Origin of the sequence: Micromonospora sp. NPDC002717, assembly GCF_040295705.1 — a bacterium.
In the GTDB taxonomy this organism is placed as follows: Bacteria; Actinomycetota; Actinomycetes; order Mycobacteriales; family Micromonosporaceae; genus Micromonospora.
The window spans coordinates 1-22668 of sequence record NZ_JBEOVW010000036.1 but is presented as its reverse complement, the minus strand read 5'-3'; the positions used below and the strand labels follow the sequence as shown (position 1 = coordinate 22668).

23 protein-coding genes and 1 pseudogene are annotated in these 22668 nt (G+C 68.5%); 20 read left to right on the top strand and 4 right to left on the bottom strand.

Features of this window, described 5'->3' with window-relative positions; all coding sequences use genetic code 11:
* Positions 1 to 23: 23 nt before the first annotated feature.
* The 4 genes from ABT006_RS30935 (at position 24) to ABT006_RS30920 (ending at position 2382) form a co-directional block, all read left to right on the top strand.
* Positions 24 to 203, top strand: coding sequence for a hypothetical protein (locus ABT006_RS30935; RefSeq protein WP_350712009.1), 180 nt, complete (start codon positions 24 to 26; stop codon positions 201 to 203).
* 228 nt (positions 204 to 431) lie between these two features.
* Positions 432 to 971, top strand: a complete 540-nt coding sequence (locus ABT006_RS30930; protein ID WP_350712043.1) for an RHS repeat-associated core domain-containing protein — start codon at positions 432 to 434, stop codon at positions 969 to 971.
* Positions 972 to 1135: 164 nt separating this feature from the next.
* Positions 1136 to 1813, top strand: coding sequence for a hypothetical protein (locus tag ABT006_RS30925; protein WP_350712008.1), 678 nt, complete (start codon positions 1136 to 1138; stop codon positions 1811 to 1813).
* Complete coding sequence (locus tag ABT006_RS30920) at positions 1810 to 2382, top strand: hypothetical protein (protein WP_350712007.1); 573 nt, start codon at positions 1810 to 1812, stop codon at positions 2380 to 2382. Before ABT006_RS30925 ends, ABT006_RS30920 begins: the two co-directional genes overlap by 4 nt.
* Positions 2383 to 2798: 416 nt before the next feature.
* On the opposite strand, the gene ABT006_RS30915 is transcribed toward ABT006_RS30920, so the two are convergent.
* On the bottom strand, positions 2799 to 3356 hold the full coding sequence (locus ABT006_RS30915) for a flavoprotein (RefSeq protein WP_350712006.1): 558 nt from the start codon (positions 3354 to 3356) through the stop codon (positions 2799 to 2801).
* A complete protein-coding gene (locus ABT006_RS30910; RefSeq protein WP_350712005.1) occupies positions 3353 to 4690 on the bottom strand; it encodes a hypothetical protein in 1338 nt (445 codons plus the stop codon). The genes ABT006_RS30915 and ABT006_RS30910 overlap by 4 nt, the downstream gene beginning before the upstream one ends.
* Positions 4691 to 5005: 315 nt before the next feature.
* Here ABT006_RS30910 and ABT006_RS30905 point away from each other — a divergent pair, with 315 nt between their 5' ends.
* The 7 genes from ABT006_RS30905 to ABT006_RS30875 all read left to right on the top strand — a co-directional run bounded on the left by ABT006_RS30905 (position 5006) and on the right by ABT006_RS30875 (position 9323).
* Positions 5006 to 5257, top strand: coding sequence for a hypothetical protein (locus ABT006_RS30905; protein ID WP_350712004.1), 252 nt, complete (start codon positions 5006 to 5008; stop codon positions 5255 to 5257).
* The gene (locus ABT006_RS30900; protein ID WP_350712003.1) at positions 5254 to 5529 is read left to right on the top strand and encodes a hypothetical protein; all 276 of its coding nucleotides are present in this window, start codon (positions 5254 to 5256) and stop codon (positions 5527 to 5529) included. The genes ABT006_RS30905 and ABT006_RS30900 overlap by 4 nt, the downstream gene beginning before the upstream one ends.
* Positions 5526 to 5732 (top strand): hypothetical protein, encoded by a 207-nt coding sequence (locus tag ABT006_RS30895; protein WP_350712002.1) that lies wholly within the window; start codon positions 5526 to 5528, stop codon positions 5730 to 5732. Before ABT006_RS30900 ends, ABT006_RS30895 begins: the two co-directional genes overlap by 4 nt.
* 130 nt (positions 5733 to 5862) lie before the next feature.
* Complete coding sequence (locus ABT006_RS30890) at positions 5863 to 6489, top strand: GOLPH3/VPS74 family protein (RefSeq protein ID WP_350712001.1); 627 nt, start codon at positions 5863 to 5865, stop codon at positions 6487 to 6489.
* Between the two features lie 42 nt (positions 6490 to 6531).
* Complete coding sequence (locus ABT006_RS30885; protein WP_350712000.1) at positions 6532 to 8025, top strand: APC family permease; 1494 nt, start codon at positions 6532 to 6534, stop codon at positions 8023 to 8025.
* A 12-nt stretch (positions 8026 to 8037) separates the two neighbouring features.
* On the top strand, positions 8038 to 8694 hold the full coding sequence (locus tag ABT006_RS30880; RefSeq protein WP_350711999.1) for a GNAT family N-acetyltransferase: 657 nt from the start codon (positions 8038 to 8040) through the stop codon (positions 8692 to 8694).
* Positions 8691 to 9323 carry a GNAT family N-acetyltransferase gene (locus tag ABT006_RS30875; RefSeq protein WP_350711998.1) on the top strand — a complete coding sequence of 211 codons (633 nt, stop codon included), beginning with the start codon at positions 8691 to 8693 and terminating at the stop codon, positions 9321 to 9323. Before ABT006_RS30880 ends, ABT006_RS30875 begins: the two co-directional genes overlap by 4 nt.
* Before the next feature lie 334 nt (positions 9324 to 9657).
* Here ABT006_RS30875 and ABT006_RS30870 read toward each other — a convergent pair whose 3' ends face one another.
* Positions 9658 to 10398 carry a hypothetical protein gene (locus ABT006_RS30870; RefSeq protein WP_350711997.1) on the bottom strand — a complete coding sequence of 247 codons (741 nt, stop codon included), beginning with the start codon at positions 10396 to 10398 and terminating at the stop codon, positions 9658 to 9660.
* A gap of 417 nt (positions 10399 to 10815) precedes the next feature.
* Here ABT006_RS30870 and ABT006_RS35185 point away from each other — a divergent pair.
* Positions 10816 to 11201, top strand: a pseudogene (locus tag ABT006_RS35185) (transposase); the annotation flags it as partial.
* A gap of 559 nt (positions 11202 to 11760) precedes the next feature.
* Positions 11761 to 12513: a hypothetical protein gene (locus ABT006_RS30860; RefSeq protein WP_350711995.1), complete on the top strand. Its 753-nt coding sequence runs from the start codon at positions 11761 to 11763 to the stop codon at positions 12511 to 12513.
* Between the two features lie 487 nt (positions 12514 to 13000).
* Here ABT006_RS30860 and ABT006_RS30855 read toward each other — a convergent pair whose 3' ends face one another.
* Entirely contained in the window at positions 13001 to 13267 is a 267-nt protein-coding gene (locus ABT006_RS30855) for a hypothetical protein (RefSeq protein WP_350711994.1), read from the bottom strand.
* A 379-nt stretch (positions 13268 to 13646) separates the two neighbouring features.
* Between ABT006_RS30855 and ABT006_RS30850 the strand changes: the two genes are divergently transcribed.
* The 7 genes from ABT006_RS30850 to ABT006_RS30820 all read left to right on the top strand — a co-directional run bounded on the left by ABT006_RS30850 (position 13647) and on the right by ABT006_RS30820 (position 22593).
* Complete coding sequence (locus ABT006_RS30850) at positions 13647 to 14750, top strand: hypothetical protein (RefSeq protein WP_350711993.1); 1104 nt, start codon at positions 13647 to 13649, stop codon at positions 14748 to 14750.
* A 3-nt stretch (positions 14751 to 14753) separates the two neighbouring features.
* On the top strand, positions 14754 to 15086 hold the full coding sequence (locus ABT006_RS30845; protein WP_350711992.1) for a hypothetical protein: 333 nt from the start codon (positions 14754 to 14756) through the stop codon (positions 15084 to 15086).
* Positions 15083 to 15364 carry a hypothetical protein gene (locus ABT006_RS30840; RefSeq protein ID WP_350711991.1) on the top strand — a complete coding sequence of 94 codons (282 nt, stop codon included), beginning with the start codon at positions 15083 to 15085 and terminating at the stop codon, positions 15362 to 15364. Before ABT006_RS30845 ends, ABT006_RS30840 begins: the two co-directional genes overlap by 4 nt.
* A gap of 534 nt (positions 15365 to 15898) precedes the next feature.
* Positions 15899 to 17134 (top strand): hypothetical protein, encoded by a 1236-nt coding sequence (locus tag ABT006_RS30835; RefSeq protein WP_350711990.1) that lies wholly within the window; start codon positions 15899 to 15901, stop codon positions 17132 to 17134.
* Positions 17131 to 17682 (top strand): hypothetical protein, encoded by a 552-nt coding sequence (locus ABT006_RS30830; protein WP_350711989.1) that lies wholly within the window; start codon positions 17131 to 17133, stop codon positions 17680 to 17682. The genes ABT006_RS30835 and ABT006_RS30830 overlap by 4 nt, the downstream gene beginning before the upstream one ends.
* Before the next feature lie 664 nt (positions 17683 to 18346).
* Complete coding sequence (locus ABT006_RS30825; protein WP_350711988.1) at positions 18347 to 21511, top strand: coiled-coil domain-containing protein; 3165 nt, start codon at positions 18347 to 18349, stop codon at positions 21509 to 21511.
* A gap of 32 nt (positions 21512 to 21543) precedes the next feature.
* Positions 21544 to 22593, top strand: coding sequence for a protein kinase domain-containing protein (locus ABT006_RS30820; RefSeq protein WP_350711987.1), 1050 nt, complete (start codon positions 21544 to 21546; stop codon positions 22591 to 22593).
* Positions 22594 to 22668 lie beyond the last annotated feature (75 nt).

Below are 22668 nucleotides of genomic sequence, written 5' to 3'. Positions count from 1 at the left end.
ACAGTTACGACACCGCCGACCGGATGACGGACGCCGGGTACGAGTACGACGCGTTCGGCCGGACGGTCCGAATGCCCAGCGGCCTGACCAACACCTTCCACGTCAACGACCTGGTGCAGCGGCAGCAGTTCGGGGACGCGCGCGCTAGACGTGGATGCTGGACCCGGCGCAGCGTTTCCGCACCTTCACCACCGAGACGCTGATCGACGACACCTGGGGTGCCGCCACCACCAAGGTGAACCACTACGGCGACGACTCCGACGAGGTCCACTGGGTGGTGGAGGATGCCCAGGGCACCGTCACCCGGAACGGGTCCGGCCCGGACGGCGACCTGGCGGCGACACCTCGGCCACCGGCGACGTGCGGCTGCACCTGGTGTGGCTGCACGGTGACGTCAACGTCACCATCGACCCGCCCTCACCGAACCCGAACTGCTGGACTACGAGGAGTTCGGCGTGCCGGTGGCGGGGCAGGCCGACCAGCGGTACGGCTGGCTGGGCGGCAAGCAACGCTCTGGTGACGCCCTCGACGACGTCATCCTGATGGGTGTCCGCCTGCACAACCCGCACACCGGCCGCTTCCTGTCCGTCGACCCGGTGCAGGGTTCGGCGAACGACTACGACTACGCCAATCAGGACCTGGTCAACGTCACGGACCTGGATGGGCGTTGCCCGGTGTGTGCCCATCCTCGTCGGTATCGGCGGTCGGTTGGCAGCCCGATACGTGGCGAAACGGCTGGCGCAGCGCGCCGCGGCCAGGACGGCTGCCCGGAACAAGCGGATCAAGAAGATCGCGGGTCGGCCACCGGCCCGTTCCAAGGGCTCGTCGAGCAACCGCAACAGCAACAGCAACAGGTATCGGGGCCGCAGCTGGGGTTATCAGATCAACTACACCGATTCGCGGGGTCGCGAACGGGTCTACATGTACGGCATCACCAGTGCCTGGCCGCCCCTCGTTCGGGCCAGCGTTAGTCGGTACAAGCGCGTCAAGGCGGTGCCGGATCCGGAAGATCAAGAAGTTTCCCACCCGCTACCACGCCCGGATATTGGGAGTACCGCAGCTGCCTGAGCTACGTGCGTCGCTACAACGTGCGCCCGCCGGGCATGGCCAGGTCCTGCCAGTAGGGTCAGCCTCCATGACCTTCTGGTTGTCCGTTCAGCCCCGCGACGCGCCACGCGATTTCGGCGTGGACGTCGCGGGGTACGACGCCCGGGTACACAACCTCGCCGCCTTCGTCGAGGCGGCGCTGCAACGGGCGGTCGACGGCGCGAGGTGGCTGCGGCGTTCCTTCCCGGCCCGCAGCTACCTTCGCCTCGACGTCACCGTGCACACCGAGGCGGAGCCGTCCGTCAAGCACGTGCGGACGCGCGGCCAGGGCGGCGTTAAGGAGATCGGCTACCTGGTGCGGGTACCGGTGGCGTGGTTCGACGTGTCCGGTGAGGGACTACTCGCGGTCCGGTTGTTCCGGGCGCTGCTGGGCGCGTTGGAGGTTGTCGGAGTGGAGCAGCGCCTCGGAGCGCCCCCGGTACGCGCCCCGCGTTCCGACCCGGGGCGGCCGGAACTGGTGGACCTCTTCGTGCCGCCCGCCGCCCGGCCCGCCGGTGCCACGGTGACCGCTGGCCGGGTCCGAGAAGCGATGGATCGGATGAAGCCGGACCAGTTGGTGCTCGCCGCGACCGTGCCGGCGACGCTCGCGGTACGGCGCAACCGGGAGGTCGTCGTCCGGGCGCTCGGCGAGGTGGTGCAGGAGTTCGAGGTGCGGGCGGGCGGAAAGGAAGGGGTACGGGTATGGGTGGTCAGGCAGGGCGGGTGAGCTGGCGGGTTGGGTCGGAGGGTCTGAACCGGACGGCGGCGGGGGACCTGCGGGAAGCAGTGGCGGCGGTCGAGCATTGGTTCACCGTGCTGGGCAGCATCGTCAGCGTGACGCTGTCGCGGGACCTCACCCTCGAGGTAGTGACGGGTGACGGCGATCGCGTGCTGACGGACGTCGCTGGCCCGGACACCACGCGGATCGTCCTGCCCCGTTCCCTGGTCGGCGCCGACGCCGAGCAGCTGCGGGTGTCGCTGCTCGACGGCGCGCTGGCGGCCGTGGCCGCCACAGCCGCCGGGACGGCTGGTGAGGCGCCCGAGATCTGGCGGCGGCCGGACGATTATCCGGATGACGGCGTGGACACCCTCGCCGAGGTGCTGGACACTCTCGATCCCGAAGACATCTTCGTCGCCGGCCGCCTCGATGGGACCGCGGCCGACGAACTGGCCCGGTTCCATCAGCTCGACGACTACGTCGTCGAGCGGGTCGACGGGTCCGGGGTGGCCGAGGTCACCGACGCCGAGGCCGGCTGTGCCAGCACCTCCTGGCAGGTCCGTCTCATTCACGACTGATCAGTCCAGGCGCCCGCGGGCGGCCCAGCAGCGCCAGGTGTAGCCAGCCTCGGTGGCGAACCGATCGGGCTGGGCGAGGTGAGGAGAGAGCGATGCGACGTCGGGATGTGTTGGGGGAGGCGGCGGTGGCGGGAGCCGGTGCGCTAGCGGCCTTCGCGGGGATGTCCGGGTCGGCGCCCCGGCCGCCGACCCGGACATCCCCCCGGAGCGCCCTCGCCATTCGGCGCGACGTTCCGGTCCAGCCCGCCACCGCGGCAGGCTGGCCATGTGAGGCTGCGCTTGCGGCGGCGGAAGCCGGTGCTATGTAGCCCGTCCTGGTCGATAGGAGGTGCGGTTGGCCTTCGGTCGTCTGGTGGCGGCGGGCTACACGAGCCGGCTCGTCTGAGTCGGGTTACCAGCGCTGGTGGCGCATTGCTTCAAGTCTGTGCTTCGTGGGCACGTCTGGCCGCTGTCTCGAATGCCGTCGCCCAGGGGAAGGCGCGCTGCCGGTCAGTTCCGCTGCCGGGTGGGTGTGGTTCCCATCCGTCTTCGGGACCGAGCAGGACGTGTACTCCCTCGTCGCGGAGGCTGGCCACAGCGCGGCGGAAGGGCAGCCGGGTGGCGAGGGCGGCATTGACGAACGGGACGACGACGGTCGACACCTGTCGTCCGATGAGCTCGGCGACTGAGGTCATTGCGTAGTTGTCGGCCAGGCCGAGGGCGATCTTGTTGATCGAATTATATGTCGCGGGTGCGATGACCAGAGCGTCGGCGGCGGGCAGCGAGCGGCGGGCGCCGGGGGATGCCCGATAGCTGGATCGCACGGGGGCACCGGTCAGCTCCTCGATGGCCGGCACGTCCATGAAGCTCGTCGCGTTGGGCGTGGCGGTGACCGCCGCAGTCCATGTGTGCTCCTGCGCGGCGCTGACCAGCCTGGTTACGTCGGCGGCGGGGCCAGCGCCGCAGACGACGATCTGCAGGTGCCCCCCGGTCACAGTGGGATCCCGGCCGTCTGGGCGAAGTCGACGACGGCCGTGCGGACCGAGCCCCTGGCAAGGAGAGCGAGGTCGCCGGCGATGCGCTGGACCGCTGGACGGCAGCGAATCTCCTCGGGTGCTACCTCGTACGCCGTGCGCAGCGCGTTCAGGCCGTGCTCGTGGCGGCCCCACTGGGTGTAGGCACGGGCGACGTCGACGTACAGCGTGGCTCTGCGCTCGGCAAGCGCCACCTTGTTCAGGGGCACGGTGCGGGCGAGCGCGATGGCGGTTCCGGCGTCGCCGAGGGTCAGTGTGATGTTGACCTGGTGCAGCAGGATGTTGGTGGCGCCAAAGCCGGTCCACCGGTCGTTGCCGTCGTAGCCGAGTCGAGCTGCGGCGCGCATCGCCTCGTCGAGCATGGCGTGTGCGGTGTCCCGGTCGTCTCGACGGGCTGCAGCGACGGCACCCCGAAGGACGAGGGCGCCATACACCGCGATCGCGTCGGTCGACGCGAGGCGGGTGTCCCGGTCGAGTACGCCGGCCGCGTTCCCCGCGAGGGTCACCGCTTGGGCGTCGTGGCCGTTGCTCATCAGGGCGTGGGTCATGATCCGTGCGCTCGCGGCGACGGCCACCGGGTCCTGACTCGCCGCCGCGGCGCGGGTGCTTCGCTCGGCCGCGACCAGGGCCATCCCTCGGTCACCCACCTTGAGCAGCACACTCCCGACGACGTGGTACAGCTCGGACGCCAAGACGCTGACCTGCGTCTGATGCTCGCCTTCCGCGCTGGCCCCGGCGGGTTCGAGGGCCGGTAGCAGCGTGACGAGATGGTCGAGGACACGCTCGTAGCGACAGGCCTGGTAGTCGCGCTTGACGGCGGCCACGTCGCGGGCAAGCTGCTGGACGGACAGCACCGCCGCAGGTGGATGTCGCGGCGAGACGAGCGCGTCGAGTAATGGCGCGACGCTTGGCGCAGCGGCGACGCCGACCGCGGCTTTGCGCAGAAGATCTCTCCGTCGCACGTCACCATCCGAGCCCGAGCCGCCGTCTCCGTCACCTCCAGTATCAGCGTCCGCGCCGGTGTACGGCGGTGTGGTGCTGATAGGTGCACCGCTGGTGCCCGTCATCCGTAGGGCCTCGAAACGTTCGCGTACGTCGGAGGTGGCCCGGGCGAGCACGGTGTCCAGCGCGGCCTGCATGTCGGCGCGCGGGAGGACGCTGTCGCCCTGGCTGCTCCACTTGGCCACCGTCCGCCGGGCCGCGCCCAGGTGCTCGGCGAAGGCGGTGACGCTCATCCGCAAGGCATGGCGCAGTGCGTTCGCCTCCCGACCGGTCCAGGTCGTCACCGCAGCCATGCACGTCCTCCCGACACGGACAGTCGCCTGCCTGGTGATCGTAGCGGCACCTCGGGTGACAGCAGGTGCACCGGCGGTGCACCAGCAGGACATTCCATCCATCCGCCTCCCCGGCCAGTCTGGATGCGCCGGCGCGTTGCTTCCCCGAGCGCACCGGCTTTCGTCCTTGTTGTCGATGTGACGGGCGAATGGCCACACCTGCCGCTCGCTAGTCCCTCCGGGCCCCGTGCGGACGATCCCTGCACCCAACCGGTCGGGGTGCGCGTCTGAGCCGGGGAGGCCCGGCAGTGCAACCCAGTGAAGGAGGTAGCGCCGATGCGGCGCAAGTGGTTCGCTCCCGCCGGCGACGGCGTGACCTACAGCCCTTTCGGCATCGACTGTGAAGGCGCGGCCACGTTGTTCGAGGGCCGCAGCGGCTGGAACCGCACCCCGGGTGAACCCGACGAGCAGACCGTCCAGGAACTCGCCGAGACCAACCGCGCGTTCTGGGTCTTGCTCGACCAGCAGCCGTCGCGGCAGCCGCGCCGGTGGCTGGAGCCACGCCGACGGAAGGGGCGGTTGGCGTGAACCCGGCGCCCCCGATCCCGCAGGTCGTCTCAGGCACCCTCCTGCAGCTCGGCAGCGACGACTGGTCCCTTGGCCGGGACCTCACGCCCGGCAGCGCGGTCGACGTCGTTGTCGTCAGGCTCCGCACCGACTTGGCGCACCTCAGCGACGAGTGGGTATGGGTGGTCGGTCACCGCCCCGAGTGCCTCTACCCGAGCACCGACGAGTACCTGCCGTGCATGGAGCTGCGGGTCCGCCTTGCCGCCCTACGCCGGTACGCGAGCGCGACATGAGCCGCAGTGATGAGCCGTGCGGCCCGGCCGACAGGTACGCGTCCGCGCGGATGACCGAAAAGCAGCACGCCGACGGCAGCACCTGTTTCCACTGCCAGCCGGACGGCAGCTGCGAGCAGAACGCCTGGGCGCAACAGGAACTCGCCCGCCACCCTGGCCGCCACGCAGAGGCCCCGCCCGCTGCGACCGCCCTCGACAACTGACCCAGGAAGGCCAGCCGTCGTGCACACACATCCCGGCGCAGCCGACGACGACGCTGCTCCGCCCGCCAATGTTCAGGCCGCCGAGCCGCAGCGTCCCGTACGCGCCGTAGGCACCGCGCCCACCAGACCGATGATGATTGGCGACGAGTTCTGGTTCATGGCCCACGATGACCAGACCGGCCGTCCGCGCCTCTACGAGTCCGCGCTAGCTCACGGTCTGGCCGCTGCGCTGCTCGCCGAGCTGCACTATGAGGGCCGGATCACCTTCGCCCGCGGACACATCCGGGTGCTCCAAACCGGGCCCCCGGGGGACTGGCTGCAACACCTGGTACTCGACCGGCTGATCGCTGAGCCGCACCACACCGACACCCGCACGTGGCTGGCGTTCCTGGCCGCCACCGCCTGCGAGCAGGTCACCACTCGCATGTGGCAGCGCGGGCTTCTCGAGCAGCGTCAGGTCGGCCGGCTGTGGCGCCAGCGCATCGTCTACGTGCCCGCCGACATGAACACCGCCGCCTGGTCGTGGGCTCGGCTGTCGATCGAACTGCGTAACGCCCGTCGGCTTAGCACCTTCGACCAGGCGCTCGCCGGTCTGACGCTGCACACCCAGCTGGACGCCGCCCTGCTGGACGGCGCGCCGCTGGCCGTCCGCGCTCACCTACGTCAGGTGGTCGAGCAGGCCCGGCCACCACTGCGCGACCTCTTCGCCGACCTCGGCAGCGCCGTCGGCGGCAGCGTCCTGAGCCACCGCACCTGAGCGTAGTTGCCCCCCTCCATCCCCCTCGTCGAAAGAGATCCAATGCCTCACCACAGACCGGACACTGTCTCCGCCGTTCTCGCCCGGGGCCGGCTTGGTATCCCGTCGGTCGTGTTCTTCGTGATCGCGGCGGCAGCGCCGCTCACTGTTGTCGCTGGCGGCGCGACCACCGGGTACGCCGTCACCGGTGTCGTCGGTATCCCCGTGTCCTATCTCGTCGTCGCCGCCATCCTGGCCCTGTTCGCTGTCGGCTACGTGGCCATGTCCCGCCGCATCGTCAACGCCGGCGCCTTCTACACCTACGTCACCCGGGGCCTCGGCCGGCCGGCCGGCGTCGCCGCCGCCTTCGTCGCGCTGCTCGCCTACAACGCTATGCAGATCGGCCTCTACGGCGGATTCGGCGCGGTACTGGCCCAGTTTCTCCAGGACCGCTACGGCTGGACCATCACCTGGTGGCTGTGCGCCCTCGCCGCCTGGGCGACCGTGACCGTCCTCGGGCTCCTGCGCATCGACCTCAACGGCAAGGTCCTAGCGGTCGTGCTCATCGCCGAGTGCGCCGTCGCCCTCGTCTTCGACGCCGTCATGGTCACCAACCCCGCCCCTGGCGGTATCAGCTTCGGCACCCTCGCCCCGTCGCACATCTTCGCCGCTGGCATCGGCGCCGCCCTGGTCACCGCCATCACCGGATTCGTCGGCTTCGAAGGAACCGTGGTGTTCGCCGAGGAGACCAAGGACCCACGCCGCACCGTACCGCGAGCCACGTACATCGCTGTCGCGATCATCGGCCTGCTCTACGGGCTGTCCGCGTGGGCGATGTCCGTCGCCACCGGCCCCGACACCATCGTCGACGCCGCCCGCACCGACGGCACCGACCTCATCTTCAACCTCGTCTCGCCCCACCTCGGCGACGGTATCGTCACCATCGGCCGGGTCCTGTTCATCACCAGCCTCTTCGCCGCACTCCTGGCGTTCCACCACACCGTCGCCCGCTACCTGTTCGCACTCGGCCGGGAACGGGTCCTACCCGCATGGCTGGGACGCACGAGCCGCCGCACCGGCGCACCGAAAGCCGGCTCCATCGTCCAAAGCACCATCGCGGTAGCCGTCCTCGCCAGCTACGCGGTAGCCGGCGCCGACCCGATCGTGCACCTGTTCTTCTGGATCACCGTCACCGGCGGCCTCGGCGTTCTGATCCTGATGACCGTCACCTCCGCCGCCGTGGTCGCGTTCTTCGCCCGCACCCCCCACCGCGACGGCCCGTGGCGCACCGCGATCGCGCCGCTGGCCGCCACCGGCGCCCTGACCGCGATCCTCGCCGTCACCATCCAGGAATTCGACGTCCTCCTCGGCGTCGCCGCCACATCCCCGTTGCGCTGGTGGTTCCCCGCCACCTACGGCCTCTGCGCACTCGCCGGCACCGCCTGGGCACTGACCCTACGCGCCACCCGCCCAGACATATTCCAGGCGATCGGACTCGGCGCGGAAAGCGCCACCGCACCGGTGCGCACCCCCGACGCCACCCGCCAGCCGGTCTGACCAGGAGTGACCATGCCACCGACCAACACCATCAGCATCCGCCAGGCCACACCCGACGACGCCGGCGAACTCATCACCGTCCTGGTCGAGGCGTTCCTCGACGGACCCGTCGCCGACTGGCTCATCCCCGACCCCGACGACCGCCGAGCGGTCTACTTCCGGTACTTCAAACTGATCCTCCACCACGGACTCCAGCACGGACGCGTGGACACCACCACCGACCGGTCAGCCGTCGCAATCTGGTACACCCGCAACGAGGCTCCACCGGCGGGAGCAACCGCCATGTACTACGAGATAGAGCAGGCCACCGGCACATACGCGCCCAGGTTCCTGCTACTCGACGCGCTGTTCGAAACACACCATCCCCGGGTCCCACACGACTACCTCGCCTACGTCGCTGTCGACCCCCGCCACCAGAACCGCGGCCTCGGAACGGGGCTGCTCACCAACGCCCACCAAACGCTCGACGCGGCGAACCGGGCGGCGTACCTGGAAGCCAGCAACACCCGCAACCGAGACCTGTACCGGCGCCTCGGCTACCGCCAAGGCCCACCAATGCACCTCCCGACCGCCGGGCCAACGATCTGGCGCATGTGGCGAGGCCAACCGAACGGGGGAGCCCCCGCGCGGTTCCCGGCAGAAGCGTTCCCGGTAAGGCGGCCACTGTGAACGGCCCCACCCTGGACACAACCATTCGCGCGGCGAAACCACACGACGTCGCCGCCATCACCGTGCTACTGGCCGGTGCACTCGACCGTGACCCCGTCATCGAGTGGCTGCTGCCCGACGCCGCCGAGTGGGTCGTCGTCCTGCACCGCCTCCTCGCGGTCGACGTCGACCACGCCATCGAGACCGGGGCCGTTGACGTAGCGCTGAACCTCTCAGCGGTCGCGGTATGGCGACGGCACGATCCGAACAGCGGCTTCCGGCGGTTCGGGCAACACCACCTGCCGACCTTTGCCGGCAGCGCAGCACCCCGCATCGCGGCCCTGAACTCAGCCATCGATAGCTACAGGTCCTCGGCGCCGCATCATTGGCTGTCCTGGCTGGCCGTGCACCCGTCCTTTCGAGGCCGCGGCCTCGCCAGCGAGCTGCTGCGCCGGCACCACCAGGTCGTCGACGACACCGGATTGCCGGTCTACACCGTGGTCACGACCGAGAGCGCCAGGGACATGCTCCGCGAGCAGGGATACCACGCGGCCCTGCCGCTGAACCTGCCCAGCGGACCGAAGCTCTGGCCGCTGATCCGAAACGCTCGTCCGGTCCGTCCGACGATCGCACCTCCTCACAACCCGTGATCCACCTGGGCACGCCGATCGGTGCCGGACCGCCCCCATAGTCCGGCGCCGATCCCAACCCGCGTCCCCGCGCACCCCAGCCACCACTGAGGAACCAACACACCGATGGTCAGGGACGACTGACCGCTCCCGCCCGTCTCGTGGCGGGCATCCTCGGGCGCGTTCTGCTCACCGCCTGCGAACCAGGCAAGGCAACCGACCGGCCACCTGCGGCACCAGCGTCCTCGTCGTCACTGCCGTAGCCCGCCACCGTGCTGCCACCGGTCGGTTTCCCGGCCGGCGTGGGTGATTCTTTCTCGACTACGTCCTCGTGCCGGGCTTGGTCCCCTCCGGATCATGCAACTGCGGTGGCGGGCAGCTGGTGGAAGGCCACACGTTCCTTCTTGAGGTCGACGGGCCGGCCTGCCAGCTCGGCCAGGAGTTCTGGTAGGCACCATGCCGCCAGATGTGCGTAACGGGCGTTGTAGACACCGACGGTCTCGATGGCGAACTCGTCGGCGAACTCGAGCAGTACGTAGCCGAGCAGCTGCATGATGGTGGGTGCCGCCAGCGATGATCGTCGCGTTCCGTCGCGGCGCTTGCTGCCGAGGCCCGTCTTGAGTTCGAGCAGTAGGCCGGCGGCGATCAGATCGGCGTCGGCGTTCATCAGGGATGATCCCGCGAAGGTTGGCCCGAGCGCCCAAGCGCCACGCCGTGCCGCAAGGGACGGCAGGATGACTCGCTCGGCGGAGGCGCGCAGAGCTCGGAGCTCCTCGACAGCTTCGGGTGACGCGAGATCAAGTAGCTTCTCGGCCGTGATGGATCTTGACGCCAGGGCCATCGCCGGGGATCCTGCTGCGGGACCGACACGGTATAGGTCGGTCAGCAGCGCCAGCGCCCAGCAAGCGCGGGCGAGGAGCTGACTGTCGGCCTCGCTACCTGCGACCGGCCCGCTGAACCGGGCAGTGCCCACGCCGCCGCTGCCGTCGCTGTCCCCGTAGCCGAGCACGAGCGCCAGGTCGTGGACCGCCTGCCGTGCAGAGGGTATACGTACGCCGATCAATGCCAAGCGCAGTTCTGGGCGGGGATGCACCATGACGCGCACCATCCAGTCGAACGCAGAGCCGATGGTTGCGGGATTCGCCTGGCCTCCGGGTACAGCAAGGGGCCGACGGATTCCCGATGCCGTGCCTGCAGGTCTTGCCACCGGCCGAACCACTCCCGGATGAACGACCTCGCCGGCGAGTTCCTATCGCTCCACGCGGCGGTCAGAGACGGCCATCCACTGACGAAAGTCACGCTTCAACCGCTTGTGCCGCCGAGCCTGCCTCCGGCCCCGCCCACTAAGCGTTGGTGAGATCGTGCCGCCTCGCTGCCGCTACCCTGGCCACGAGGTCTCCGGTCGGTCTTCGGTTTGCTTGGTCGCTAACCGATCTACCGGAGACCTTCTCTCTTATCGATCACCGCTACGCCGGCTCTTCTCACCGCCCAGCAGGCCCTTACGAAACACGGGCTAGTCGACACCCTCGACGCCCTGCCCACCGCCATCGGCACCCCGATCCCGACCGCATGGAACGCGAAGAGGACCTGCTCGACCTGCTCGTGACCGCCCGCACCCACCCCGACCGGGAACACGTCCACCGGCTGCTGCACCGCTTCTATGCCCGCTGCGCCGCCTCCGACCTGCCTGAACTCCACCGCCTCGTCACCACGATCGAGGCTTGGTGGCCGCAGATCCCACGCGTTCCTGCATACCGGCATCACCAACTCAGGCTCAGAAGGCACCAACCGCGTCATCAAAACGATCGCCCGCGACGCCTACGGCTCTCGCAACCGGAGAACCAGCGCCTACGCATCCGCACCGCCACCACCCGACGCCGCCGCGGACACCTCAACCCACTGAACTTCGAGGAGCCGTCAAACGTCGAGGCACCAGGAATCCATGGCGGAACGGTTCGGAGGCCGGGCGGTAGCCGGATGCGGGGCCGTGAATGTTCGAGGTGGATGATGTCAGGATGACGGGGGACCAGGACCGGCCGGCGCGGGGCGACATCATCGAGATCGGCGGCTCGATCCGCGAGGACGCCGCACCCCGCTGGCGGCGGTGGCCGAAGTGGCTGCCATTGGTGCTGGCCGCCGGGGTCGGGTTGGCCGTGTACGCGCGTACCGGGGCCGACCGGCATCCGCCCTCGGCGAGCAGGTCGCCGTCGCCGCCGGCCGCGTCGTCGGCGCCCGAGGCCACCGCCCCGGCCACCCCGGGGCCAGCCACGACCGGAGCGCCACCGACGGTCACTGAGGTCGGCCAGCCCCTGCTCGGGATCACCGGCGGTTGGCAACTGTACGGCCGGGGGCCGGACGCGGTGGTCCGGATCGAGTTCGCGCGGGGCCGGGTAAGCATCACCCCGGTGCGGGACCTGCGGAGCACCGGCCCGGTCAGCTTCTGCTCTCCCCGGACGGGGTGGTCATCCGTCCCCTCGACGCGGTGGAGGGCTACCGGGTGCCCGACGGCCAGCCGTCGACGGAAACGACCAACGACCTTGACCGGTCCGGGGCGATGCTGCCCGGGCCGGATCCGGAGTCGGTGTGGGTGTCCGACGGTAACAGCGTGCGGCCCAGGATACTGTTGGCCCGGTTCGACGGCAGGGCCACCGGTGTGGAGATCGCCCTGCCTGCGGGGGTCAGCCCCTTCGCCCAGCCGGACGGGGCCGGTTATCCGGCGATCACCGCGACCGGCGGGGTCTACACCATCCGTCCCGATGGGGTCCGCCGGATCACCACGGGCGACCTGGTGGCCGTCGGCCCGCGTCACTGGCTGGCCCGGGAGTGCGACGAGCGTCTGCGGTGCGCGGGCGTGCTGATCTCACACCCCGGCGGTGCCCGGCGGGCGGTCACTCTGCCGGCCGAGATCACCGCCTTCGACCGCGGAGCGATCTCCGGCGACGGTCGGATGGCCGCCCTGATAGCCATGAACGCCACCGGCGCGCCCCGGGTCCATTTGTTGAATCTGCGCTCGGGTGCCGTTCGTGTGCTGGACCTGCCGGTGGAGGCCAGTCCGGGGTCCGTGGTCTGGTCCCCGGACGGCAAGTGGCTGTTCGTCACCGGACTGGACGGGCAACTCGCCGCCGTCGACGCGGCGACCGGCCGGTCGCGGGATCTCGGCGTCCGGCTGCCGCAGGTGAGCCAACTCGTGGTCCGGCCCGCCGCCCGGTAGTCCGGTTGGTGTCCGAACCGGTCGGCGGGACACGGTACCGGCCCTCGCCCCGGCGGCGGGTCAGCGTCTTGTGACGGCTGCTGGCGGCGAGTATCTCGTTCTGACCACACCCTATGGGCAGGTGCACCTCGCAAGAGTTTCTGGTCGACGCTGAAGATCGAACCCGTCTACCGCACGAGCTGGCGGATCCGCAACGAGGCCGAGAACCCCCGCGCCCAGCGTCCGTACCACCGACGATGCGGTCGGGGCCGCGGCCGCCGCGCGGAGCTGGATGTGGCAGAACCCCGGGCAGGTCACGGGTGCACATCTTCAGCTCGGAACTCAGCTCGGACTCGCCGTGCACATCCTGGTCAGCGACGGTGCCCCGACGATGGTGGGCGGTTGGCGGCAGGCGGCCATCACGGCCGCCGACCTGCGGGCCACCCCGCCGGCCGGTGCAGCCCGAGACGCCGCCTCTGAGCTGGCAGAAGTCCTGCGCTGGGCGCGGTCACAGGCGGCGGTCGGCCGTAACGAGCGCGCGCAGCTGGGGGACAAGCAGGTCGTACGCCTCCGCTCCGAGCTTCCGTTCCTGGCGGACACCCTCCACCGGGGGCTGTCCGTCGCCCTTCAGCGGGGCGAGCTGTTCATCAAGGCCGAGATGCCCTTGGCGCGTCCAGCCGGCTCGCTCATTTTCCGTGCTGCCGAGCGGTGGCGACCGGCCGTCGGCGATGACGATGTGGTGCAGGACTTGAGTCGGGGGCTGGCGCAGCGGCATCAGCCATACAACGACGGCCCAGGGACCGCGGCTCGGGCGTTTCCCCACCCACCACGACCAAGAGCTCCGATGGCCCAGACACCGACCCGAGCAGGGACCGATGCAGTGTCGAGGCACGGTCGTCGCCGAACGCGATGATGCCCGAGCAGGGCCGAACGTCATCCTGCGGGTCTTGCGGGCCGTGCCAGGCGCCCAGCTGGTCCCAGTTCGACACATGAGGCGAAATCTCGCATGGCCTGAGGAGGCCCCCCCCGGCCTCCCCGCGATGCACCTCGTGTCGGGTGGGTGACTGTGCGCCGAAGTGTTCATTGACGCTGTTGATCACAGTCCAGTACGGTTCGTGTTCTCACAAGAGCCGAACGACGTTCAACGGGGGAACATGAGCGGCTTCTACGTAGATCCAGGCAGCCTGAACGGGCTGTACAACGTGCTGCACCGGGCATCGGGCGACGTCGGCGACACGCACGCGTACGTCAAGCGGCATTGCGACCTGACCTTCGCCGAGGAAGGTCTGCTGGTTATCTTCGCCAGCCCGCACAAGCTGGTGTACGACCGGATGACGCAGGGGCTGGAGCGGCTGCAGACGGTCGGCCGGAGCGCCGCCACCCAGATCAACCTGGCCCAGCGCGCCTACGCCACCTCCGACGCGGAGTCGGCAGGTCGGCTCGACCAGACCTATCCGGGCGCGAAAGACCCAGCGGCGATGTGGGGCGCGCTCAGCACCGGCCGTCCCGATCTGTGGCCCACCGCGCCCCGGTCTGCGTTCGCTGATGTAGCCGAGCCGACCAAACACCTCGTGCCCCCCAATTACGCGACCCCGGTCGAGATGTGGAAGATCAACCCTCTCGCGGATCTGATCAGCCCTGCTGCCTGGCTGCGCCAGGTCAGCGTGTGGCTGTTCGGGCACGACCCGTTCGAAAGCTGGAGCAAGCAACTCAGCGGCGACTGGGACGCCTACATCCACTGCGCCGCAGCGTGGCGGATCATCGGAAACGCGCTACTCGATGTCGGCCGCAACCTCGTCACCACCGCCGGCGACGTACCGGAAGTCTGGCGCGGCCGGGCCGCGGAGGCCGAGCAGGAGTTCCAGCTCACGCTCGGCAATGCCGCCATGGCCCTGCACCCAATCTGCGACCAGTACGCCGACCTCTACACCAAGGCCGCCGAGGCCGCCAAGCATCTCTTCGACGTGGTCAGTGGCCTGACCGCCAAGCTCATCGACGTCCTGATCGTCATCAAACTGGCCTCGGCCGTCGGCACGGCGACGATCGAGACGGGGGTTGGGCCAGTCCTCGGCTACGGCGTGGCCGCCTACTACGCCTGGCAGGCGTACGACCTCTACAACGAGATTTCCACCTTCTACGGCAACGCTGAGGCCACGTTCAAGGGCATCGCCGGCACCATTGGCATGATCCAGGCTGGTGCGGCCGTCTCCGCGCTTCCTGACCTCAAGCCCTACCAGCACCCCGGACAACAGGGATAGGCCATGACCGACGAGATCCACCGCCAGCCACTGGCCCGCGCGGTCCTGACGGCCCTCGCCAGGAGCCGCGGCGGCGACGACCCGCTGGGTTCCCTGGCCCGCACCGTCCTGCGCGGCGAGGCGGACCTGCGCACGGCGGCGACGTTCTCCTGGCATGGCCGGGCGCTGGACGACGCCTTCACGGCGTCGCTGAACGAGCGCGACTCCCTGACGCGTGACGAGCGCGCCGAATGGGAGCGGCAGGCGCAGCAGCTTCGTGACGCGGGCGCGGCGCTGACCGTCGAGGCGGAGCTTCTGGGCGGTGCCGCCAGCGAGGGCCGGGAGGAGTGGCGGTGAACGCCCGCATGCGGTGGAGGCTGGCTGTTCCGCTGATCGGCCTGGGCCTGTTGATGGTCGTCCCCGCTGTCTACGGCACCTGGGTGTTCTGGTCCGATTTCGGAAACACCTACCGGTCGCTCAGCGTCGTCATCTGCCTGGCTCTGCTGGCCCAGCTGGCGTTGGCGGTGTCGATCGGCGTACGGCCGACCCGGGACGTGCCCTGGCTACGGATCGGACTGATGGCGGTCACATTCCTGGTGGCCTGCGGTGTTGCCGCGGTGCGGAGGTCGGTCTGACATCCACCGCACCGCAGCGGGACGTTGCTGTTGCCGACCATACTCCTATGTGGAGCGTAGTCTCGCGGTCACGGCGCTGTTGAGGCCGTCCCTGCGCCCTGGATCACCTGCCAAGGGCGTCTCGGCCGGTGGTCTGCTGAACGACGAGCGTCCATGTGCTGTGCTGCAGCAACCAGGCAGGTACCTCGCTGGACGTAGAGACCTCTGGGTGTTCGAGGTCGCGGGCTCCAGGCCGGGACGGCCGCGAGCGTGCTTCCGAGGCTGCGGGGGAGTTCGAGGAACTGCAGCCGCAGTTCTCATTCGGCCGCGCCCGTCGTGGTTCGGACCGTCCTCCTCTGCCGAATATAGTGCGTCGTGGAACAACCCCTAGTTTATGGCTCGGTACGTGCGGTCTGTCACACATTTGTCCGCTTCGCCGGACTGTCGGGTATACGCCTAGTCGATCGCAAGACAGTTCGCTTGTGTCCAAACTGGGAAGGCCGCGCCGATGTCGGGCGCTAGCGGAATGGTGTCCATGCCCGCTTGGAGACAGGAGTGTTCGCGTTGAGTGACCCGCCAGAGCTGACCTTGGACGATCTCGTCGGTGAGGCCGCAGTGCTGCGGGTCTACCGTCAGGTCTTCTCGGTACTTGCTCGCGAGGCCGGGGCGATGATCGTGGATCCAACCACGATCGATGTCGATGAGTCGATCTTGGAGGCCTTCGCCGAGGCGGCCGGCGAGGGGCTGACAGTGGAACAGGCTGTTGCCGAGTGTCGGCAATGGGCTGCTCCGATCGTGAGGCGGCGGTTCGACGTTTTACGCAGCTACGGCGCGATCAGCCGGGTCAATGATCGGCCGAATGAGCTCTACCACCGGGCCGCGTTCGCGCCCTATGTAATGCTGCTGTTCTTGCGGCGTATGGCCGAGCAGGGCGGTCAGTCGGAACTGCATCAGCTGCTGACCTTGGAGCAGTTGAACGTCAAGAGCGCCAACGCCGTGGCGGCCGACGGCGTGGCCTCGGTGCGCCGGTTGACCAAGGTATTCCGATTACTGGGCAATGAACTGGCCATCCTGGCGGCGGGCAGCACAGCCGAGACGCTCGGTAACAACGCCCAACTCTTGTGGGGTAACGAGTCGCTGATTGACCAGGCCAAGGACGTCCACACTGTCGTGCTGGGTAAGTGGCCCGAACTCGACCGCGAGTGCGCGGAGCTCCGGGTCGCGCTCGCTGCCTACGCGGACGCGATTGACGCGGCGGCGGGCCGCTTGATCGCGCAGGCCGGCACCACCCGCGCGTTGGGGCTGCTTCCGGTGGAGGCGTGGCGCACCTTCGGCCGCGAGTCGAGCCCGGAAGCGCTGGCCGCGGTGCTCGATCGCTTCGTCTTCGACGCCCCCGCGCCGTGGTTTTCACCGCAAGCGTTGATCGAGGCAGTGGAAGCGGGACGCCAGATCAGCACAGCGAGGGTTCCGCCTCCCCGCTCGGATAACGCCGAGCCAGCACCAGAGGCTGATGCTGATATCGCCGACGACGTTGAGAAACTCAGAGCCATCGCAGAGCGGCTGCTGGCGGACACGAACTCGGTGAGCGTTGTCGATATGCTGGATGACGCCGGTGACTGGATATCGGCACGTCGCGTGCTCGCCGAGGTCACCGCCATCCATCACCACCCTGACCTTGACTACGAGCTCGTGTGGCGCGACGGCGTGCGTATCGAGGTCGCCGCCAGCCCTTCGTGGACGTCACAGGGGCGCTTTCGGCGCGCCAGCCGGGCGGGCGGGGAGGAGGGATGAACGAGTCGGAAACGGCACTGTGGTGGGCGCGCATTCGCGCCGCCGGCCCGCAACGCGTGGCACCGAGCAGCGCCTTCCCAGCGGGAATGCTGCGCCTGGTCGAGCCCGACGTCACGGCGGTATGGCTGTTGACAGTGGTTCCCGAAGGCGCGAGACCCAGCGTGTTGGAGGAGTTGGGATTGCCTGCGCTCGCCGTTGAACAACCCAACGACACCGCGCGCGTGCTCGCTGCGTGCCTGCGCTGCTGCTGGGCGGAGCCGACCGGGTCGATGTGGCCGGGGACACCGGCGTCCAGGCAACAGGTGGCAGCGGTGTTCGAGGAGATCACCAACCGGGACGAGGTTGCCTCCCACCGAGCCTTACTCGCGGCGATCCGGCGTTTGGCTGGTGCCGGCTGGCTACTCTGGGACGAGCCCGGCCAGACGGTGCGGCTCGGTCCGCGAGTCGCCGCATGGGGATCAGCGGATCTGAGTGCCCTGCGTGAGCTGTTGCGGATGTTGCCCTCCGCCGCCAACATCGGCCACGGCGACCCGGAAACTCGGCGATGACCAGCCCTAACGCAGCGCATCCGGTATTTGAGCCGATCCTCGCAGGGCTGAGCGAACGGCACCGCGACGAAGTCCTTGCCGCGTTCGCGGCGGTGGAACATAGCGCCCACCCGGTGCCCGAGGTGCAGATGTTGGCGTTGCGGGATGCCACGCTACGCAGGGACCTTCAGCGGCTATTGCACCGAGTGGGACGGACGCTCGTCCCGGTGGGTGGCACGCAGTGGACCTCGGGGTACCGCGACGACGTCGCTGCCGAACTGACCGGTGCAGGCTGGAACGCCCTCCCGGTCATCGACCGGGCCGTGCTCGTGCTGGTGTTGATTCACTCGGTCGCGATTCCCCGTAGCCAGGGACTACTGTCCGGCGACTCTTGGATCTCCGCGCAACCGACGCCAGTCGATGAAATTCTTCGCTACGCGCAGCCTGGAAGAGGTGACGTTCGTGTCGCTCTGCAGAGGTTACGTGCTGCTGGACTCGTACAGCTCGCGCCCACTCGAGGCAGAGGATCCACCGGCAGGACTGCCTACTTACCTGGTCCTCAACTTCACCGGCTGACACCCGTGGCACGCGCGGCGTTGCAGCAAGAGTTGATTCTGGCCGCCGCACCGCACAGCCCGCTGGCTGCCGCGATACGAACGCGCCGCGCGCATCCCCGAGGAGAACAGTGAGCACGGCCCTAACCTGGTCTACGGCGGGTGGCGATTCCGGCCCTGTCGACGTTGTCGGCGAGCGGGTGCTGGTCGGCGTCCAAGTGGTCAATATCTCTCGGTTGTCCACGCACCCGGTACCGATGATCAGCCAGGGCCTGGTCACGGTCGCGGGTCAAGGCCCGAAAGACTCCAACGGTGCGGGGAAGTCCTCATTGATCGCCGCGGTGAGCCTGCTGCACGCCGATGAGCAATGGCGGCTGGCCAGTGGGGCGGCCGGGGCCGCGGAGCTGCTGTTCACCGCCGAGATCGCCGCACAAGAAGGCCGCTGGTCCAACGTCGACTGGGGGTATGTGATCGGTGTGTTCACCGACCCCCGCGCCGACACCTCCGATGCGCTTTCGGCCGGCGCCCTGACTGTGTGGATGCGGATCAACCGTAAGGCATCGCACATTAATCTGCGCTGGAAGGATGGGCTCTACGTCCCCTATGGGGCGACCGAGTTCGAACGCGCCGCAGGAGTCGACGCATTGTGGGACGCGCTCCCTACCAGCAACGGACGCAGCGACTTCCACGCGAACCGGCTCGCATCCGTCCTGTATGGAAGCCACGTGCGGTGCGTGTCATTCCTGTCGACCTCGGTGCGGTCCAGCCCAGCGGCCAACCTACTCGCCCAGCCTCTCAACGACCTGGACCCGCAGAGGATCTTCGACGCCATCGCCACACTGACCGGGTTGGACCGCGAACTCGAACAAGAGCAGACGCTCCGATCGGCTGAGCACACCCACCGCAACAACGTCCGCGACGCCGTAAGAGATCTCGATGGCTGGGAACACGAAATGGCAGTCGTTGAGACCGGCATTGCGCAGCGCGGTCACGCTCGCCTCCTGTTGGGCAATGCGAAGGCGTCGTGGCAAGCCCGCTGCGCTCGACACTTCGTTGACGGGGCCGCTCGCAGCGACGAAATCCGCCATGAACTCAACGCGCTGGAGGTCCGCACCAAGGAATTGCAAGCAAAACTGTCCACCGTGGAAGGCGATCTTTCAGGATTGACCGACGACGAGGAGTTCAACCGCAACTTCCGCGAGGTCGAAGGGCGCTGGAAGGAACTAAGTGGGCGTGACCAGCAACTGGACACCGAGCATCAGGTCGCCGCCCAGCATCTGGAAGACCTGGCTACGACACATCGGGAGCTTTTGGACAAGGCTCGCGCTGCTGACGGACGTAGCGTCGAGACCGCGCAGGCTGAGGAGGCCGGCGCACGCACGGCAGTGGAACAGGCTCTCGGGTCCAGGGGAGTCGCCGAAGAAGCCGAGAAACAAGCGAGCAGGCTGCTGGCCGCCGCCGAGTCCGGTGAGGACGTCGCCGCGGACGAGCTACAGGTGCTGCGCGATGAGGGTATCCCCACCGCCGCGTTGTTAGACGTCGTCCAGCTCAACCCCGACCAGCGACGCAACTGGGAGCCCCGCCTTGTGCCCTATAGCGGTGCCCTCGTGGTCCTACGCGGGCACGCTGACAGAGCCCAGGAGAAACTCGCGGGGCGGCCAAGGAGGGCGACGCTGGTCATCGCTGACCCGCCTCGAACGCACGCGCCCACCCACAGCACCAGCCTGCCCGCGAGCGCCGATACCAGGTTCGACCTCACCACGTTCTTTACCGCGATCGTCGACCGGGCGGGCACCCAACCTGCAGAGATCGACGTGGCCGCCGGGGTAATCGTGGTGGGTGAGTTCGCAGATCCACTCACCGGCCGAGCCGCGCGCATCGCCGCGGCCCGCGCTGAGCATCGCGCGAAAGCCGCTCTTCTCACCGAAGCCAACAAGCTCCTCGCCAGTGCCCGGCACACGCTGGCCCGAGCCGAAACCCGCACCAAAGCGGCCGAGGCAGGTGAGCAAGCGGACACGACCGAACTGAAGATCTCCGAACTGCGAGCGGCCAACCAGAAGCGACAGGAGCGACGCGATGCGCTGAAGCCCGTGCTGTACGTCGCCCATGCGGCCTACACCGACGCGCTGGGCGCGGGCAAAGCACGCGAGGAACGGATCGAGAACCTGCGCGGCACCAAACAGCGCCTTGAGCGTGAGCAGACCGAGCAAGACGAAACCACGACGAAGCTCACCGATGAGCGGCTGGCTCTGGACCTGCCCGGCCGCGAGGCGACCTGGGGAGACTCACCCGAGTCTGCGAACCGGTTCCTGCTGACCCTGGACGCCGAGCAGCAGACCCGTACCACCGCGGCGTGGAACGAGGAAACCTGCTCTCAAGTCAACGAGGTTGTGCGGCGGTGTTTCCCCGAGGGCACACCCCACGACGAGATGCCCGCCGAGATCCGGGAACTGCTCATCGAACAACGTTGGCATCGCGGCGGACTGGACACTCGCGTCGGTCTGGTTCCCGCGCTCATCCGCGCGCTGCGTACCCATCTGACCCAGACCGAACAGCACGACCACTACCAGCAGCAGCAAATCGCCACCCAGCGTGCGCAGCGCACCGGTGACCTGCAGGCGGCGCGGCTAGGCTTGAGTGAGGCCGAGCAGACCTCCCGGGCGCACCGGGCATCGCTTGCCCAGGGGATCAAGGCGAAGCTGAAGAAAGTCAGCGAAGAGTTCAACCGCCTCGACGAACGATACGGCGGTTACGGGGCGAGCCTGGACTACCCGGAGCCCGAGCCACCCGCTGAACCCGATAGGCCGTGGCGGTGGACCGTCACACCCAAGTGGCGGCGCGCCGAGGGACAGCGGATGTCGGGCTACAACCTTCGTAGCAACACCGCCCAAATGGACGAGAAGGCCGTCAAGCTGGTGTGCGCCGCCGCGCTTGCTGGAGGGGGCGGCCGCCCCTTGCTGCTCGTTCTCGATGAACTCGGCCGCAACCTCGGCAAGCAACATCGCCGTGAGGCGGTCGCGCTGTTCGAGCAAATCGGAAAGGACCGCAACATTACCGTGATTGGTGCGCTACAGGATGACATGGAGCGCTACGCCATCGAGGCATCTGGGCTCTACATCAAACTCCGTCGCCGCTCCGACAGCATGGCCTACAACGAAGCACCTGTCATCGTCGGAGACGACGCGAACCGTGCCCGCGTCGAACTGCTCCAGGAGTGGTTGACCTCCTACCGCCCCGCCGCCGACATCGCCGACGAAGAGTCCGACGAGGACGATTTGGATGACGGCGCGGCGTGACCGAACCGTCGCACCCAACAGGGGAGTTCCCCATGTCCGGCCACCCCGGCGTGCCCGAGGGACTCCGCGCCTATGCGCAGCCCACAAACGCCGACGGCACCTTCGACCACGACCGCGCCGGCCGCCCCAAAGTACGGCGAGTACACCTACGCGCGCACCCACCCACTTCACCACAGCGACCGGACGGACTCGTCAACGACGCCGACTGGAGCTGGGCCACCAGCGCGCCTCGCCGCTGGAACACCATCACGACCAAACTCGGTGATCGTGCCGATGACGTGGCACTCGCCCTGGCCCGAGCAGGATGCGTTGGCCTCGAACACGACTACCGATCAGGCACGATCTGCCATCCACCCCGCGGCTGGACTCCTCATCCTGACCTGCACGCCGCCCGGCAAGAGCAAAACCGCCAGCGCGCCGCCCACCGGGCCGCACAGGACGACGAGGCACGCCGCCTCGCTGCCGAGCTCATTCACCGTCCGACCACCAGGCCACTTGCGGCCATGCTCAGAGCGCAAAGGGGCGGACCATACCGTGACCACGTCATCGAGGCCGCCCGCGCACTCCTCGCCGACGGCACCATCACCGACACCAATATGGCCGCAACGTGGGCCGCTGTGCGCTGGCTCAAGCGCGGAACGAAGTCGGACTACGACAGAGAGCAAGAGCCACTCGCTGAAGGAGGTCAGGGCGCGGTCTACAGCGGCATGCACAAATACACCCGCACCCCCATTGCGCTGAAGCAACTCCGCTACGCCGATGAAGACGCCCTACGCCGCATGCGCCGCGAGATCTCCTTCGGGCACCACTACGGAGAGCACCCGAACGTCATGCCGGTCTTGGACTCCGACCCAGACGGGCGGTGGTTCGTCATGCCGCTCGCGAACGGCAGCGCAGCCAGCCATGCGGAACGTCTCAGGCGGGAAGCAAGAGCCCTCCGGGACCTCGTCACAGCCGTCTGCGAAGGGCTGCGTCGCCCACACACCGACGACAGAATCCACCGCGATATAAAGCCAGCCAACGTCCTGCTCCTCGACGGCAAATGGGTCGTAGCAGACTGGGGACTAAAGGACGTCTCGTAACTCGGCGGTCGGTCCATGGTGGATCATGTCGGGGTGCAGGTGATCTCGGCGACCCGTCAGGAGTGGATCTTTCCG

What these genes read in the sequence shown, in the direction of transcription:
- ABT006_RS30935 (WP_350712009.1), top strand. Translation starts at nt 24, where the DNA reads ATGACGGACGCCGGGTACGAGTACGACGCGTTCGGCCGGACGGTCCGA.
- ABT006_RS30925 (WP_350712008.1), top strand. Translation starts at nt 1,136, where the DNA reads ATGACCTTCTGGTTGTCCGTTCAGCCCCGCGACGCGCCACGCGATTTC.
- ABT006_RS30910 (WP_350712005.1), bottom strand. Translation starts at nt 4,690, where the DNA reads ATGGCTGCGGTGACGACCTGGACCGGTCGGGAGGCGAACGCACTGCGC.
- ABT006_RS30905 (WP_350712004.1), top strand. Translation starts at nt 5,006, where the DNA reads ATGCGGCGCAAGTGGTTCGCTCCCGCCGGCGACGGCGTGACCTACAGC.
- ABT006_RS30895 (WP_350712002.1), top strand. Translation starts at nt 5,526, where the DNA reads ATGAGCCGCAGTGATGAGCCGTGCGGCCCGGCCGACAGGTACGCGTCC.
- ABT006_RS30890 (WP_350712001.1), top strand. Translation starts at nt 5,863, where the DNA reads ATGATGATTGGCGACGAGTTCTGGTTCATGGCCCACGATGACCAGACC.
- ABT006_RS30885 (WP_350712000.1), top strand. Translation starts at nt 6,532, where the DNA reads ATGCCTCACCACAGACCGGACACTGTCTCCGCCGTTCTCGCCCGGGGC.
- ABT006_RS30880 (WP_350711999.1), top strand. Translation starts at nt 8,038, where the DNA reads ATGCCACCGACCAACACCATCAGCATCCGCCAGGCCACACCCGACGAC.
- ABT006_RS30870 (WP_350711997.1), bottom strand. Translation starts at nt 10,398, where the DNA reads ATGGTGCATCCCCGCCCAGAACTGCGCTTGGCATTGATCGGCGTACGT.
- ABT006_RS30855 (WP_350711994.1), bottom strand. Translation starts at nt 13,267, where the DNA reads ATGCCGCTGCGCCAGCCCCCGACTCAAGTCCTGCACCACATCGTCATC.
- ABT006_RS30850 (WP_350711993.1), top strand. Translation starts at nt 13,647, where the DNA reads ATGAGCGGCTTCTACGTAGATCCAGGCAGCCTGAACGGGCTGTACAAC.
- ABT006_RS30845 (WP_350711992.1), top strand. Translation starts at nt 14,754, where the DNA reads ATGACCGACGAGATCCACCGCCAGCCACTGGCCCGCGCGGTCCTGACG.
- ABT006_RS30830 (WP_350711989.1), top strand. Translation starts at nt 17,131, where the DNA reads ATGAACGAGTCGGAAACGGCACTGTGGTGGGCGCGCATTCGCGCCGCC.
- ABT006_RS30820 (WP_350711987.1), top strand. Translation starts at nt 21,544, where the DNA reads ATGTCCGGCCACCCCGGCGTGCCCGAGGGACTCCGCGCCTATGCGCAG.